Source organism: Sphingomonas kyeonggiensis, assembly GCF_014204495.1.
In the GTDB taxonomy this organism is placed as follows: Bacteria; Pseudomonadota; Alphaproteobacteria; order Sphingomonadales; family Sphingomonadaceae; genus Sphingomonas; species Sphingomonas kyeonggiensis_A.
The window spans coordinates 764,207-780,617 of record NZ_JACHLN010000002.1; the positions used below are offsets into that span (position 1 = coordinate 764,207).

The 16,411-nt window shown below is 66.2% G+C and carries 11 protein-coding genes and 1 tRNA gene; 3 read left to right on the forward strand and 9 right to left on the reverse strand.

Translation table 11 applies throughout. The features are described from left to right. Positions 1-10 precede the first annotated feature (10 nt). The 3 genes from HNP52_RS11335 to HNP52_RS11345 all read left to right on the forward strand — a co-directional run bounded on the left by HNP52_RS11335 (position 11) and on the right by HNP52_RS11345 (position 1,381). Positions 11-86: transfer RNA gene (locus tag HNP52_RS11335), tRNA-Lys, on the forward strand. Positions 87-306: 220 nt separating this feature from the next. Continuing rightward, positions 307-588, forward strand: coding sequence for a hypothetical protein (locus tag HNP52_RS11340; protein WP_184166899.1), 282 nt, complete (start codon positions 307-309; stop codon positions 586-588). A gap of 10 nt (positions 589-598) precedes the next feature. Further along, positions 599-1,381 (forward strand): hypothetical protein, encoded by a 783-nt coding sequence (locus HNP52_RS11345; RefSeq protein ID WP_184166900.1) that lies wholly within the window; start codon positions 599-601, stop codon positions 1,379-1,381. Between the two features lie 226 nt (positions 1,382-1,607). On the opposite strand, the gene HNP52_RS11350 is transcribed toward HNP52_RS11345, so the two are convergent. The 9 genes from HNP52_RS11350 to HNP52_RS11390 form a co-directional block, all read right to left on the reverse strand. Beyond that, positions 1,608-7,079, reverse strand: a complete 5,472-nt coding sequence (locus tag HNP52_RS11350; RefSeq protein WP_184166901.1) for an autotransporter domain-containing protein — start codon at positions 7,077-7,079, stop codon at positions 1,608-1,610. A 237-nt stretch (positions 7,080-7,316) separates the two neighbouring features. Beyond that, on the reverse strand, positions 7,317-8,309 hold the full coding sequence (locus HNP52_RS11355; protein ID WP_184166903.1) for a helix-turn-helix domain-containing protein: 993 nt from the start codon (positions 8,307-8,309) through the stop codon (positions 7,317-7,319). A 162-nt stretch (positions 8,310-8,471) separates the two neighbouring features. Then, entirely contained in the window at positions 8,472-9,368 is an 897-nt protein-coding gene (locus HNP52_RS11360) for a phosphate ABC transporter substrate-binding protein (protein WP_184166906.1), read from the reverse strand. A gap of 7 nt (positions 9,369-9,375) precedes the next feature. Further along, complete coding sequence (locus HNP52_RS11365; protein ID WP_260396055.1) at positions 9,376-10,944, reverse strand: acetolactate synthase large subunit; 1,569 nt, start codon at positions 10,942-10,944, stop codon at positions 9,376-9,378. Between the two features lie 129 nt (positions 10,945-11,073). After that, positions 11,074-11,931, reverse strand: a complete 858-nt coding sequence (locus HNP52_RS11370; protein ID WP_184166908.1) for an HpcH/HpaI aldolase/citrate lyase family protein — start codon at positions 11,929-11,931, stop codon at positions 11,074-11,076. Further along, a complete protein-coding gene (locus tag HNP52_RS11375; RefSeq protein WP_184166910.1) occupies positions 11,931-12,956 on the reverse strand; it encodes a protocatechuate 3,4-dioxygenase in 1,026 nt (341 codons plus the stop codon). Before HNP52_RS11375 ends, HNP52_RS11370 begins: the two co-directional genes overlap by 1 nt. 4 nt (positions 12,957-12,960) lie before the next feature. Beyond that, positions 12,961-14,268: an MFS transporter gene (locus tag HNP52_RS11380; protein WP_184166912.1), complete on the reverse strand. Its 1,308-nt coding sequence runs from the start codon at positions 14,266-14,268 to the stop codon at positions 12,961-12,963. A gap of 30 nt (positions 14,269-14,298) precedes the next feature. After that, the gene (locus HNP52_RS11385; RefSeq protein ID WP_184166914.1) at positions 14,299-15,174 is read right to left on the reverse strand and encodes an amidohydrolase; all 876 of its coding nucleotides are present in this window, start codon (positions 15,172-15,174) and stop codon (positions 14,299-14,301) included. A 215-nt stretch (positions 15,175-15,389) separates the two neighbouring features. Continuing rightward, positions 15,390-16,409 (reverse strand): amidohydrolase family protein, encoded by a 1,020-nt coding sequence (locus tag HNP52_RS11390; RefSeq protein WP_184166916.1) that lies wholly within the window; start codon positions 16,407-16,409, stop codon positions 15,390-15,392. Positions 16,410-16,411: the final 2 nt, after the last annotated feature.

Here is a 16,411-nt window from a genome sequence, read left to right on the forward strand (position 1 = left end):
AACCCGGAATGGACGCATAGCTCAGTTGGTAGAGCAGCTGACTCTTAATCAGCGGGTCCTAGGTTCGAGCCCTAGTGCGTCCACCATTCCCTTGATAAAATCTGACACTTAAGTGCCGAAGCTAGGTGCGAGTTCGCATCATGCAGCAGCTTTCCGGAATTCGTCGTGGGTAGAGAACGGCCCTGCCAAGGCAAAAGCCGACAATGGACGCCAATCCACCGCCAACGAGTCCGATAGCCTACAGCCGTTACCTAATTTGCATCAGATCAGATTCGCGGGCAAGTTTCCCCAAATTGGGGATTTGGCATGCGCAATTACAAACCCACCAAGGGCGATATCCGCTGGCGCGACGCGTCGAACGCAAAGACGAACCCATTTCAGGAAGCTCGTCTGCTTCAGAGCGTAAGTCACGAGTATCTATCCGTCATGCTGCACGACAATTCCGGGCCAACCAGCACCGGATTCAAATCGATGCTCGACGCGGAAGTCTCCAGACGCGGATCCGCGCTCGCCCGGCGAGCTAACCTGATCGCGATGGCCTCCGCGGCTCTGTCGGCGATCTCGATCGTAATCGCACTGCTATCGTAGCGCCATCCCCATGCCTGATACTTTCCAGCCCGCTAGAAAGAGCATTGAATGGGCGAAGCGAGCCATCGATGAAGGGCTGGCGGAGCTTCTAGAATTTGGGAAAGATGAAGGTAGCTTTGCCCGTCAAATCGTTGAGAGCAGTGATCCTGGAACATACATCTACAAGGTTGTGCAACTGAAGGACTTTCCCGACGGCATTGAACGTCGGTGGACCGAAGCGCTGAACAATCTCCGAAACTCATTCGACCAAGCAATGTTCGCGGCGTGCCAAGCTATCAACGAACCCCGGAAAGCCAACTATCCTTGGGCGGACAATCCTGGCGCGGATTTGAATCACAGACTGGCCGGAACCCGACCAACGCCGACAATCCCCAAATCGCTTTGGAACGAGATTAGACGTCAGGAACCATATCCATCAGGCGCCGGGTACTCCGGCGGAGATACTATCGTCCGCGAAGTTGCTAAACTTGCAAATTCGAAGCACTCGGTTGGATTTGAGCCGCGGGTGCAGGTAGGTACGGTGAAATTCGATCGCGTTGACTTCGGATACGATCGACCATTTCTATACATCAATCGTCCAGTCTGGGATCCAGTAAAGAAAGAGGTTGAGGTCTTTCGCGCACGTGACGCGATCCTGAGCGATCATCCGCAGGTTTCCTATGGAGTATTTTTCCGTGGCAGCGCACCCCTCTTGAACCTTCCCGCGTATGACGCCCTCGTGGCATTTGCCGAGAAGGCGGAGAGTGTTCTTGAAGGCTTCAGAACCGAATGTGCTCGCATAAACGCGAGCTGAACATCCGATTTTCAGCCCCCTCTCCCGCCATCAAATACTATCTGCATTTCTAAAGTGGTTGGGAGGCGAAGCAGCGCGCCATTGGCACCAAGAGGCTGCAAACGGGCGCAGCGGGCCGTGAGGCCGCCGCGGCGCGGCAGCCCCTTTCCTTTCGATCGCAGCCACAATGGCTTGCCGGCCTTACGCGATTCCGTGCGGCTGAGCCCCCAACATCAGCCGCACGCCTTCAAAGCCTCAGCCTGAAGCTGGCGCGCACCGACTGGTCGGAAGCGCTCGAACCGAACTGGCCGCCATAGGCGATGCCGAGCGTTGCCCTTGACGTCAGTGCGACATCGATCCCGGCATCGAGCGCGGCGGCATTGCGCGCGATCGGGGTGCCGGCGATCCGGAAGCTGTCGCCACCGCTCGCGAACTGCATCGCCGATAGCGGCGTCACGTCGCCGAACGCATGGCGCCAGCCAAGCGCGCCGCGGGCGGTGAACTTCGCACTGCCCAGCGAGACGGACGGCGCAGCGCGCAGGCCCAGCGTGGTGAAGCTGGTGCCGCTTTCCCCCGAGGCGATCCGGAGCGCGGACGCCCCGCCCTTTTCGGTGGCGCCGTCGGTGTTCAGCCAGACATGGGCAAAATCGGCGAAGGGCTCGACGCGCGTGGCGCCCAGCGCGATGCGATAGGCGAGCTCCCCGAAGACCTGGGTGGTGCGGGCATCCTGCTCGCCCTTGAGGCTGTCGGTGAAGCCCGGGAACGCGACCAGGCGCGTCGTGTCGAGCTTGTGCCAGCCATGGGACACGCCGATCCGCACGGCTGCCGCGCCCAGGTCCGCGCCGCCATAGATGCCGATCCCGTAGCTGTCGCGCGTGCCGGACGAACCATGAGCCCGCGTGTCGAAGCTGGCACGGTCATAGCTGCCGACCAGGCCAAGCCGCGCCTTGCCGAGGACCGGGGCGTCGGCGCCGAGCACGAAGCCGTTGACCGAACGATTGAGGCGGGCGGCGTTGCCGTCGCCTGCCCAATGGCCCCAGGAGCCGAAGCCATTGCCCCAGATGGCGAAGCCGGCGTCCGCCGTGCGCAGGCGATCGGTGGCCGCATCGCGCAGGAAGCGGCTGTCTTCGATCATCGCGGTGCGTGCCGAGGCATGGATTTCGCCGGAAAGCTGGTCGAACGCGGCACGTGCCTGCTCGGCCGAAAGATTGGCCACCGCCGCGAAGACCGGGCTGTTCCAGCCCAGGCCCTGGGTCGCGGTACCGGTCGCGACCTGGTTCGGCGTGGCACCGACACTGGCAAAGCTGATGTCGTTGCGCCGCAGCCGCAGATAGACGTTGTTACCGTCATAGCTGAGCGAGGGATCGAGGAAGGCGAGGTTCGAGGTGACGCCGCCAAACCGGCCGGTGCCCGCGATGCCGCCATCGGCGTGGAGGATCAGATAGCTGGTCTCCGGCCGGTAGTTGCCGGCGCCGGCCAGCACCGACACGGTGCCGCCATTGAGCGTGGCGGTGCCCGTGGCGACGATGCGGTCGGCCAGGCCCGCGGCATCGGCTTCGACCTCATAGGTCGAGCCGGTGTTGAACACGATGTTCCCGGCGACGTTCAGCGTACCGATCGAGTTGCCCGGCGCGATGGTGCCGGAGACGATGGTGTTGCCTACGGTGCCGGTGCCCTGCAGACGGCCAGCGGCCAGCACGGTCAGCGTGCCGCCAAGCTTGCCGTTCACCGCCAGCGTGCCGGCCGCGACGCTGGTCGTACCCGTATAGCCGCTCGAATCGCCGGTCAGCTCGGTCTTGCCCGAGCCCGCCTGGCGGATGCTGCCGGCACCGCTGAGCACGCCGGCGAAGACGAGATTGTTCGCGCGGTTGAAGGCCAGCGTGCCGGCGTTGGCGACATTGCCGGTGATCCCGCCGGTGGTGCCGGCATCGCCGAGCTGCAAGGTGGCGCCCGCGGCGATGCTGGTGCCGCCGGTATAGCTGCTGTCCGAGATGAACGTGACGCTGCCGGTCAGGATGCGCACCGCGCCGGAGCCCGTGATCGTGCCGGCAAAGTTGTTGGAGCTGGAACGGGCGAAGGCGAGCGTGCCGCTGTTGGCGACATTGCCGGTGATCGAGCCGGTGGTGCCGCCACTGCCCAGCTGCAGGGTGGCGCCGGTGGCGATGCCGGTGCCGCCGGTATAGCTGTTGTCGGCGGTGAGCGTGAGGCTGCCGCTCAGGACCTGCACCGCGCCGGAGCCGGTGATCCTGCCCCCCAGGCTGCCGGCGTCGGAACGGGCGAAGGCGAGCGTGCCGTCATTGGCCACGGTACCGACGATCGAGCCGGTCGTCCCGCCATTGCCGATCTGCAGGATCGCGCCGTTGGCGATGCTGGTGCCGCCGGTATAGCCATTGTCGGCGGTAAGCGCGACGCCGCCGCTGAGGATGCGCACCGCGCCGGTGCCGGAGATGACGCCGCCGAAGCCGATCTCGTCCGAGCGTCCGAAGGCGAGCGTGCCGGCATTGGCGACATTGCCGGTGATCGAACCCGTCGTGCTGCCGCGACCCAGCTGCAGGGTTGCGCCGTTGGCGATGCCGGTACCGCCGGTATAGCCATTGTTGGCGGTGAGCGTGACGCTGCCGCTCAGGAACTGCACGGCGCCCGCACCGGAGATGGTGCCGCCGAAGCTGGTGGCATCGGAGCGCGTGAAGGCGAGCGTGCCGTCATTGGCGACGTCGCCGCCGATCGAGCCGCTGGTGCCGCTGCCGATCCGCAGCGTCGCGCCCGTGGCGATGCCGGTGCCGCCCGAATAGCTGCTGTCGCCGGTGAGGGTGACGTCGCCGCTCAGGACCCGCACGGCACCGGTGCCGGAGATGATGCCGTCAAAGCTGGTCTCGTCGGACCGGGCAAAGGCGAGCGTGCCGTTGTTGACGACGTTGTTGGTGATCGAGCCGGTCGTCCCACCATTGCCGATCTGCAGCGTGCCGGCCTGGATGGTGGTGCCCGAATAGCTGTTGGTGCCGGTAAGGATCAGCGTCCCCGCCTCGGTCTTGACGATGCCGCCGGGGCCGGTGATCTGGCTGGCGATCTCGGCGCTGTCGGCGAGCACGCGGATCTCGCTGCCGGCCGGATCGGTGACCAGCTGGCCGCTGCCCTGCAGGACATAGCCATTGTCGACGAACTGGAGGCCAAGGAACGACTGCGCGCCCGCGACGGTGATCGTGCCGCCGGCATAGCCATTGTCATCCTTGAACACGGCATAATTGCCCGCCCAGCTCGCCGGGGCAGTGCCGCCCTGGTTGAGCCACTGGGTGGTCACGGCATCCCAGCTACCGTCGCCGCCCTGCCAGTGCTGCAGCGTATCGTCGCCGACGATCAGCGACGGGCTGATGAACAGGTCCACCGCGCCGCCATAGAACCGCAGCTCGTAATTGACGTTGCTGAGCCCAGGCGTGGTGCCGAGCACCGCGGTGTTGCTGGTGAGCGCGCCGTAATAGCTGATCAGCCGGTAATAGCCGATCCCTGCCGCGCCATCGGCCGGGTCGCCGCTCTGGCTCAGGTTGATCGTGCCGTCGAGCGCGAGGTCGCCACCCGAGACGATGATCCGGTCGCTGATGCTGAAGGTGGGCCCGTTATTGTCGGGCTGGCCCAGCTCGAAATCGAGATTGCCACCCGCCGCGACGGTGAGGCCACCGACGACGTTGAGCGTGCCGATCGAGTTGCCCGGGGCGAGATGGCCGCCGCTCTGCACGGTCGTGCGGCCGATGGTGCCGGAGCCGCCAACCGTGGCGCCGGACGCCACGGTGACGCTTGAGCCGAGTGCGCCGAGCCGGCCGTTCACCACCAGCGTACCGGCATCGACAAAGGTCGTGCCGGTGAACAAGGACGAATCGCCGGTCAGCGTCAGCCGTCCGCTGCCGGTCTTGTGCAGGTCGCCTGCGTCCAGCAGCGTGCCGGCATAGCTGGCGTTGCCCGCCTGGTTGAAGGTCAGCGATGCGCCGGCCAGGATCTTGGCATTGCCGGTGAAACCGCCCGCATCGGCGATCACGCCGCCCTGGTTGATCGCCCAGTCGACCGAGGAGCTGCCGTTCAGGGTGACCGTGCCGCTGCCCATCTTGAGCATGGTGCCGGTGCCGGAGATCGTGCCGGCATAGCTGCCGTCGAAATTCTGGTTGAACGCCACGACGCTGGTGAGCGGGGCGGAGGTGAAGGTCAGGTTGCCGCCCAGACTGTTGGTGTCGCCGGCCAGATTGCCGCCGGCGATCCGCCAGTCCTGATTGCCGGTGCCGGTCAGCGTCCAGGTGCTCGTCCCCGATTTCTCGAAGGTGTCGAAGCCCTTGTAGTAGATGAAGATGACGGGCTCGCCGATCTGCGAGACGTCGAAGCTGTCATCGGTGCTACCGCCGAGCGCGAACACATTGTTGGTGCCGCCTGGCGCAACCACGACGCCCCCGTCCATATAGGAGCCCGCCCGCAGCTCGAGCCGGTTGTTGCTGCCGTACAGGCCGATCGCGAGATTGCGCTGCGACGATGCGTTCACACCGCCCCGGATGATCCCCGAATTGATGATCGTGGAGCCGCCACCCGCGGCGCCCACCACGCCCATACCGCCGGCGCCGACCCCGGTGCCGAACGCATAGCGTGGGCCACCCGCGCCGCCATTGATCTCGCCGGCATTGGTCAGCGTGGCGGCCTGGCCATCGAGGAGGCGCACGCCCGCTCCACCGTTCCCGGTATAGTTGCTGCCGATGCTGCTGTTGTTGTAGCCGCCGCGGCCGCCGACGATGGTACCCGTCGCGCGGTTCTCGATGGTGCCACCCCAGGCCTGCACGCCGTCCCCGGCGCGTCCGCCACGAGAATAGCCATAGCCGCCTTCGCCGCCGGCGATCGCGCCTTCGTTGACCACCGTGCCGAGATTGCTGAGCACGCCGCCACCGCCAGTGCCACCGTCGGCGGTGAAGGTGCCGCCTTCGCCGCCCGTCACCTTGTTGCCGTTCCGGATCGTCAGCGTGCCGCCGTTGTAGAGGAATATACCGGCACCCGAGCCGCCATATTCCTGCCCGATGCCGCCGGTGATCGTGCTGAATGCACCGCCGGCGCCGCCAGCGACCGTGACGCTGCCGCCATTGAGCAACACCAAAGCTGCACCGCCGCCGCCGCCGCTGCCCTGGCCCGAACCGCGACCGCCATTGCCGCCAGTCACGTCATACCCCTGGGTCGTGACCTGGACATTGGTGCCGGTCAGCACGAGCCCAGCGCCACCGCCACCAGCCGAAGCGCCGGAGCCGGAACCGGCGCCGATGCCGCCGTCACCGCCCACATAGTCGATCGAGAAGGCGAAGTTGCCGGTGGCCGTGACCAGATTGCCGGCGCCGCCATCGCCGCCCGTCGCCCCGGCGCTACTGCCGCCCGTGCCCCCGCCGCCAGCCGCGATATCGTTGGGTGTGCCGGGCTGGCCGCCCGCGGCCCCGCCCGAGCTGATGCCGCCTGCTGACGCCGTGCCATCCGGGGTCTGCGCCGCCGAACCACCGGTGCCCCTGCTGGCGCCGCCGCCGCCGCCGGCGATGCCGCCCTGTCCAATGGTTTGGCCGGTGATCCAGGCGCCCCTGCCGCCGCCCTGGGTGATCCGCTGGGCATGCGCCATCGACGGCGCGAGGCTGATCGCCACGGCGAGCGCCGCCAGCGAAGCCGAACCGCGAACCAGACGCGCCGAACGTGCCTTGAGAAACTGATGCTGCATGGCTCACCCCGATGGCGACCCGTCTCGCCGGGCCGGAATTGCATTTTGAAGGTCGGAGCCAGATCGCCGCGGTTCCCCGGACCGGCGGCGATGGCCCGGCCGGCGCTTGCCACGCGGGTGCGGCGGCTCACTATGCGATTCCGGCATGAATGCCCGAGGGCGGGGAAGACACCACCCGCAACCCGTCGGTTCCCCGGCTTTCGCCGGGGAACTGAATAAGCGGAATGCCGGTACGTCCTAGTGCGCGTTCCTGCGCAGCGTATCGGAGGGGCGCTCGCCGAAGCGCAGCCGATAGGCCTGGGCGAAGCGGCCGAGCTCCCAGAAGCCGTAATGCATGGCGACGCCGGTGATCAGCGTGCTGGCCGGGTCCGAAGCCAGCAAGGTCGCGCGCACCCGGTCGAGCCGGCGGTTGCGGGCATAGTGCATCGCGCTCTCGCCCAGGAACTCCTGGCAGGCGAGGTTTAGCGTGCGCTGCGGCACGCCCACCGCCGCGCAGATTGCACCCAGCGAGAGCATTTCTTCCGGCCGCTCCTCCACCGCGCGCTCGAACCGGGCGACGATATCGCGGTGGCGGCCGAGCGCGGCGCGGTCGGCGCTCACCCGGCCGTGCGCGAGGCAGGCGAGCAAGCTGTCGAGGATCGCGCCGGAAAGCGCCCTTGCCGGGTGCGGCGCCTCGACGATCCACGGTGTATCGCGGATCACATTGGCGATGTCGGCCATCAGCCCGGTAAGGCGGGCCAATGCGGCCTCGGGGGCGTGGAACATCCGATCATCGTCGAGCGGCACGCCATGGTCGACCCCGATCAGGTCGGGTGCGTGGCCGGCGAGCAGGTCGAACGGCATGGCGATGATGCCGAAGGCCCAGGGCATGCCGGCGGGCGAGCCGGTGACGGTCCGCTCGTCCGGGCGGAAATGGAAGATGCGCCGGCCGAACAGCTTCCGCCCCGAGACCTGGCGGACGATGCCCGGCTCGGTGGCGAACATGAAGGTGTGGACATTCGGGATCGCCGCGGTCTGCGGGATGCCGCGCGCGAACTTGCCGATGCCGATATTGAGCCCGTCGAACACCGCCCGGGCGAGCATCGCATGGAAGTTCCGGCCATTGCCGCCCAGCGGATTGGGACTGCTCCCCGAATTGATCCCCCCGATCGCCGATGCCATCGCGTCCGGATCGGAGAAGGTGCCGAAATAGCTTCGGGAAGCAGTTTCGGTTCGAGGGGCGGGCGACATCGTTACGGGCGTAGCCCTGTCCAGCGGTCTTGCCAACCGGATGTGGTATCACTGGTATGAGATAGGTCCTCTGGCAGGCGATTCCCAACCTGCCCCCCGGGGCCTGATTTAACAGGTTGGCGCGCGGGACGTCGGGCCTGTTTCCGGCCCAAGACCGCTATCTCACGTACCGAGCGATGCCGTCAGGTCGTCGAACAGTTCGTCGACCGCGATCCGGCGCGGGATGATCTTCTGCTCCAGCGCCCAGTCGATCGCCAGCTGGATGCCCTTGCGGTTCGCCTCCAGCCCGATGGGCGGATAGATGGTCGGCACCCCGCCCTCGGTCGCGGCGCGGCTCTCGACCAGCATACGGAAGATCTCGCGCACCACGTCGGGCCGCTCGCGCGACAGGCTCTCATGCACCACGAACATGTGGTTGATGCACACCACGCCTTCGCGGGCATACCAGTCCTTCGCCGCCTCGAACGGGTTCGGCACCAGATATTCGACGCGCGGATCCTTGGGCAGATCGACGCCCTGGAGCGTCGCCGCCAGCTCGCCGTCGAGCATCATCTGGCCGATGTCCGATCCCTTGGGCAGAGCCTCGACATTCGCCGGATCGCTATATTCGAGCAGATGCCCCTCGCCGACCTTGCACCAGGTCACCTTGTCGAGATCGACGCCATATTCATGCTGGAGGATGCCGCGGATCCACAACCCGGTGGTCTGCGCATAGCTGCGTACGCCGACGCGCTTGCCTTCGATGTCCCTGGGATCGAGATGGCCGAAGTCGCGGTTAAACCCGGCGCAATGGTGCTGGAAGCGGCCATTGACCGGGATCGGCAGCGCGACCCAGGGCTTGCCGTAGATCTTGGCCTGCAGGAGCGTGACGATCGCCAGTTCGCCGCAATCATAAGCCCCCTCGCGCAGCATCGCCTTGAAGCCGTTATGCGCCTGGGGCGGCCCGCAGAAATCCAGCTCGACGATATCCGACGTGACGCGCCCCTCGCGCATCGCCTTGGTGACCGGATAGTCGGCCAGGTTGGTCTTCAGCTTCAGCACGTCGGTCGTCGTCCCCATGGGCCCCTCACTTCAGCAGCACTTCGATCAGCACCGGTCCGTCCGCGCGAACCGAATCCGTCAGTGCCTTGTGGAAATCCTCCGCGGTGGTGACGCGTTTGCTGGGCACGCCCATGCTGGTGCCCATCGCGACCCAGTCGATCCGCGGATTGTCGATATCGATCATCGCCATCGCCTGCGGCCCGATCTCGGTGCCGGCGCCCATGTTCGCGTATTCCGCCTTGAGGATCGCGTACTGGTGGTTGGCGTAGATGATCGTGGTGACCGGCAGCTGCTCGCGCGCCTGCGTCCAGAGCGACTGGATCGTGTACATCGCGCTGCCGTCGCCGACCATGCAGAAGGTCCGCCGGTCGGGGCAGGCCATCGAGGCGCCGGTAGCGACGGGCGTGCCATATCCGATCGAGCCGCCCATATTGTTGATCAGGTCGTGCGGCAGCGCCCCCATGGTCAGCCCCATCGACTCACGCCCGGTGGTCAGCGATTCGTCGACGACGATGCAGTTCTCCGGGATCGCCGCCGCGATCGCATGGGCGATGCTGATCGGATTGAGCGCGCCCTGCGGCACGGGCGTTTCGATGCGCTGCTGGATCAGCGGCGCGGTGTCCCTGAGGCCGAGCGCGTCGATCAGCATCTCGAAGGCGAGCTCGCTGTCCTCATCGGCATCGACCAGCCCGTGGACGAGCGTGCCGGGTGCCTTGAGCAGGCTCGGCTTGTCCGGATAGGCGAAGAAGGCGACCGGCTCCCGCGTCTCCGCCGTGATCAGATGCTTGAAGTCCTTGAGAAAGGCACTCCCCGGTGCGACCGCATAGGGAATGCGCTCGATCGGCACGCGCCCTGCCCCGCGCTCGATCCGCGCGGTGAAGAACTGACTGCCGAGGCGGCATCCGGTTCCGGCCGCGATCCTGCCCGCCAGCTCGAGCGCCCGCCCGCGCGTCGCCTTGTTGGCGAGGATGAGCAAGGCCGGCTCGCCCGAGCGCAACACCTTGGCAACTTCGTCAATCCGCGCCTGGTCCGGCGCGCGGCGTACCGGCACCGGAGCGACGGGGAGCACACGCTCGCCCGCATCCTGCCAGGCCGTGTCGCCGGGGAGGATCAGCGTGGCGATCTGGCCGGGATGCTCGCTTGCCTTGGCGACGGCGGTGGCCGTGTCCCAGGCGATCGAGCGTGCGCTCTCGGCACGGCGGACCCAGTGGCTCAGTGGTCGGGCTAGCCCCTCGATGTCCGAAGTCAGCGGTGGATCATATTTCAGGTGGCTCGCCGAATGCTCGCCGACGATGTTGACCATGCCGATGCTGGCGCGCTTGGCGTTGTGGATGTTGGCGAGGCCGTTCGCCAGCCCCGGCCCGAGGTGCAACAAGGTCGAGGCCGGCTTGTCCTTCATCCGGTACCAGCCGTCCGCCGCGCCGGTGCACACGCCTTCGAACAGGCAGAGCACGCTCTTCATCCGCGGATTCTCGAGCGCCGCCAGGAAGTGCATCTCGGATGTGCCGGGGTTGGCGAAGCACACTTCGACGCCCTGGTCGGCAAGCGTGTTCACGAGCGCTTCGGCGCCATTCATTCGGGGTCCCGCTGTCATTTGGCGGGGTTGCCACTTCCGGGCCCAGGCGGCGCAATCGGAATGGATTGGGGGGCGATAAGTTCGCGTCCCTTCTCCCAAAACCGTCATCCCCGCGACGGCGGGGATGACGATGGTTGCTTGGGGCGGCTAGTACCCCGCCAGCTCGCGACCCTGGCCGACCACGCCATAGCTCCGCGTGGGCGCGGACATCAGGAACTTGTAGCCCTCCCCGATCAGCCGCTCGACATTCTTCGCGTTGGTATGGGGATTGCCGACCGCGACGCCGTGCTTGTGGCAGACCTCGACGATCCGGTTCATCGCGCTGACCACCTCGGGGTGCTCATACTGGCGCGGATAGCCGAGCGCCTGGCTCAGGTCGCCCTCGCCGATCAGCACCAGTCCGATGCCGGGCACGTTCGCCAGGATGTCGTCGAGATTCTCGATCGCCTCCGGGCTCTCGCACATCATGCCGACCAGGATCTCGCCATGCGGCGCCAGCGGCCACACGTCCGCACGCGCATAATAGTCCTGCATCGACAGGCCCCAGTAGCGCGCCGCCGTCGCCGGGCCGTCGCCGCGCACGCCCTTGGGCTCGTACAGTGCGGCACCGGTCGGCCTGGCATAGCGGCACGAGGCGACCATGTTGTAGGCCTGCTCCACCGTCGAGACATGCGGGGTGATGACGCCGTACACGCCGCGATCCAGCACCTGCTTGGCCTGAAACTGGTTCATCTCGGCGCCGTTTGCCGGGATGCGCGCGATCGGCGTCACCGAGGGCGCGATCGATCCGGTCTCGGCGATCTTCTTGCGGTTGAGCATATACTGGAGCGCATCGCCCAGCCCCGCCACGTCGTACGGGTTGTGCTCCATCTCGAAGACCACGCCATCATAAGGGGCGTCGGTCATTTCCTGCGCGGTGAGCTTGTCGACCTTGGCGAAGCAGGTGAAGGCCGGCTTGCCCGCTTCGAACGCGCGAATGATTCCATTGAGACGTTCCGCCGCCATTATGCCGCTTCCTTCTTGCTCGCTGCGGTGACCGCCGGGTCCCAGTACATGAAGCCCATGCCCTCGCCCGTGCCGGCGGCGGTGCGCCAGCAGGGGATGTAATCGACCAGGGTCATCTCGGCGCCGGTGTGCTGGAGCGCCATCATCACGATCGAGTAGATCTTCACCTCGGAGGTGCCGGACTGGTAGTAGCCGTTCGGGATCGCCGCGAGGCCGTCATAGTCGTAGCTGGCGAGCATCCCCATCACGCGCCGGTCGAACTCCTCGTCATTGACGAAATGCGACAACCCGCCCGAGGCGATCACCGCCACGCGTACATCCTCGGGCCAGGCCTCGATCGCGTCGCGCAACACCCGGCCGAACTGGATGCACCGCGCCATCGAAGGCTGGGTCGGCGGGTAGAAGAGATTGAACAGCACCGGCACATGGCGCGGCACCTGGTCGCCCATGATCTGGTGATAGACGAAGCTGTAGGCATGGGGCACGACCGGATAGTCCGGCGCATAGCCCTGGCGCGAGGCCATCCATGTGTTCTGCGGCCAGGCCTGCAGGTCGTTCAGGTCGAAGCCCTGCTCCTGGAAGGTCTCGATCAGATAGGTCGCCAGCTGGGGATAGGCCTGGTGCACGACATGGTGGTCGGGCGCATAGACCGGGCGCTGGGGCGGGCCGTTATGGACCTCCTCGCCGGTATAGACGGTGATCGACGGCGACTGGTCGGGCCAGATCTCCTTCTGGTCCTTGCCCAGCACGATTACCACGTCGGGCGCGGCGCGCTTGTACGCCTCCGCCATCTCGTCGAGCGCCTTGCGGCAGCGCCCGGCCCGCTCGGTCCGCTCCTCGATGGTCAGGAAAGGCTCGAACGCGGCTTTGCGCTCGGCCTCCAGCTCGGGATAGCTCCAGGTGCGGTTGCGGTACCAGAGCTCGGGGTTCTTGCGGTCCCGCTCGCCATTGTTGAGCCAGTCCTCCGGGGCCTGGCCCAGCATGCCGCTATGCGGCACGCACATTCCGAATACGATCTTCGCCACGAGATTACTCCACAGTCTCGGTCACGCGCGGCGCCCATTCGGGCCGCAGCAAAATCCAGCACGCTGCCGCGCCGATCAGAAGGAACACGAAGATCACCAGCATCGGCAGCTCGTAGTCGCCGCTCACATGCAGCAGCCAGCCGGAGAGGCTCGCCGCCACGCCGCCGGCAAGGCTGGTCGCCACCTGCTGTACGCCGGTCACCAGCCCGATCGCCGGCTTGGGGATCAGGGTGAGGCGGCAGAGCGCGAGGTTGTTGGCAGTCGCCAGGCCGAGGAAGGACAGCGAGAACACGTTCCAGAACAGCGCCCAGCCAAGCGATGTCGCCCAGGCGCCGAGCAGCACGGTGCAGGCACCGATGAACCCGGCGATCACGAAGGCCTTGCGCACCAGCACCGGGTTGCCGCCGCGAGCGATGATCCGGTCCGCCGTCCAGCCCGCGATCACCGCGACGATCGCGATCCCGGCGAAGCTGAAGAAGGTGTAGAGCCCTGATTTCTCCAGGCTCAGCCCGCGCTGCTCGACCAGATAGGCCGGCATCCAGGTCATGCAGTAGAAGGTGAAATAGCCGTAGCAGAAGTTGACGACCATCGCCCCCCACACGACCGGGCTGCGGAGGATCGAGGCGAAGCTGACCGAGGATGCCGCCTTGCGCGCCGCCGCCTTGGCCTCGCCGCCTTTGGGCAGGTCGTTCTTCACCATCAGCAGCCAGGGCACCAGCCAGACCAGCCCGATCGCGCCGGTGAGGATGAACATCAGCCGCCAGTCGTAGTTGACGATCAGCCAGGACGCGAGCGGCGCGCCGATGGCGGGACCGAACTTGTTGCCCATGGTGAAGATGCCGACAGCGGTGCCGCTCTCGCCCTCACTGAAATTGTTGCGGATCCATCGATAGCTCGCCGGCATCACGATCGCCTCGGCCGCGCCCACGATGATCCGCATCAGGATCAGCGCGAACAGCGTGCTGATCAGCCCGGTCAACGCCGTCGCCACGCACCAGAGCGCGAAGCAGATCGTGTAGGGAGTCTTCACCCCGTAGCGGTCAACCAGCCAGCCCATCGGGATCTGGACGAGGCCATAGGACCAGAAGAACATCGCGCCGATCATGCCGCGATCGGTGTCGCTCAGGTTGAAATGCGCCTTGAACGGCGGATCGGCCATCGCGGTCGAGATGCTGGTGCGATCGACGAACGCGATCAGTACGCCGATCGCGAGCAGGAACAGGATCGACCAGCGCGTCGCGGCATTGAGAGCCACGGGCCTGGCCCTGGCTGCTGCAGGCGGTGCGTCGGCCGGATTGATCGCCTGGGCCATTCTACTCTCCTGTCTCGGCAAACCGCGGTCTCATGCCGCTTCCGTCCTGGCGCCGACGTCTCGCAACTGGGGATACAGCGACTGCGCGGTGCGCGCGAAGACCCATTCGCGATCCTCGGCTGAGACACTCGCCAGCCGCGCCTCGGCTGTCGCCTTGATCTCGGCGAGCGTGCCCGGCGAGGTCGGATAGTTGGAACCCCAGGCCAGTCGCTTCGCGCCGAACACCTCGATCAGCTTGGGGAACCAGGTCTCGGGCGTCGCCGCGCCCTTGGCGCTGTCGCCCATGATCCGCGGGGTGAGCTTCATGAATATGTTCTCGATCGGTGCGAGCTCGAACAGGCCGGCCGCCGCCGCATAGGGCGGGCCGTCGGTCACATCGGGGCGAGCGAGATGGTCGAGGATGATCGGTACGTTCGGGAAGCGCTTCGCCAGCGCGGTGACCGCAGGCAGCCCGACCGGGCCGGTCTGAATGCACATCGTCAGTCCCAGCTCGCCGAGCAGCTCCCAGGCCGGATAGGCACGCGGATCGTCGAGCTCGCTGGGATCGAACTCCTTGGTCGAGCCGCCGGTGAAAACCCGCAGTCCCGCAAGGCCCCTGGCGACCCAGTCCTTGATCGTCGCAACCGCATCCGGTGCCAGCACATCGACCGACCCGACCGCGATCAGCCGGTCGGGAAAGCGATTGCAGGCATCCACCACATAGGAATTGTCGAAGCCATAGGTGGTCGACGAATGCACCACCGCCGCCTTGGCCACGCCGGCCGCGTCCATCTGCTCGATCAGCGTATCGACGGTGGACGGCCGCTCCTGCGACCAGTCGGAACGCTTGCCGAACAACGGCGCCGGTGGATAGCGGCTCTCATCGTCCGAAATGACGTGCGGATGGATATCGATAAACTGGGACATGCCCACTCCCGGAAATCTGTTTTCTGGGAAGAATGCATCGACCCGATCACGCGCGCGGAACAGTTGAAGCTGCGTGGTGGGCCATAAGTTTAGGGGTGACGGGGCAATCCGGCGGCCTCCCGGAATCGTCATCCCGGCGAAAGCCGGGATCTCAGGCGACTTGCAGGAGAAGCGCCGCGCGAGATCCCGGCTTTCGCCGGGATGACGGTTTCAGATCAGAGCCCCCGCGACTTCAGCAGCCTGTCCAGCGCCGGATAGACGCGCCGGGCATTGCCCTCGAAGATCTTGGCCTTGTCCTCGGCGCTCAACGGCAGCGCATCGACATAGCGCTTGGTATCGTCGAAATATTCGCCGGTGTTGGGGTCGCGCCCGCGCACCGCGCCAATCATCTCCGATCCGAACAGCACATTGTCCGCCGGGATCACCTTGGTCAGCAATTCGACGCCGGGCAAATGATAGACGCAGGTATCGAAGAAGATGTTGTCGAGCAGCCCCTCGAGCGGCCGGTCGCGCATCTCCAGGCTCATGCCGCGATAGCGCCCCCAGTGATAGGGCACCGCACCGCCGCCATGCGGGATAACCAGCCGCAGCGTCGGGAAGTCCTTGAACAGGTCCGATTGGAGGATCTGCATGAACACGCTGGTGTCTGCATTGAGATAATGCGCGCCCGTCCCGTGGAAATTGGGGTTACAGGAGGCGGCGACATGCACCATGCCCGGCACGTCAAGATCGCACATCGCCTCGAACAGCGGGTACCATTCCTTGTCGGTGAAGGGCTTGCCGGTCCAGTAGCCGCCGGTCGGATCCGGGTTCACGTTGACGCCGACGAAGCCCATCTCGACGATGCGCCTGAGTTCGGGGATCGAGTTGGCTGGCGGCGCGCCCGGCGACTGGGGCAGCATGCCGACCGGCACGAAGTTATCGGGGTACATCTCGGTGACCCGCTTCACCAGATCGTTCGAGATCGCCGCCCATTCCAGGCTGGTGCGCTCGTTGCCGAGATGATGGCTCATCAGCCCGGCGATCGGCGAGAACAGGGTGAGGTCGCTGCCGCGCTCCTGCTGGAGCTTGAGCTGTCCGCCCTCGATACCCTCGCGGATCTGGTCGTCGCTGACGCGCGCTTCGGCCGGGCCCGGCGCGTTTACGGGGTCGTTGGCAGCCGCCACCTGGCGCTCGCGGAATTCGCGGAAGCTCTTGGGGACGGTGGTGAAATGGCCATGGCAATCGATGATCATGA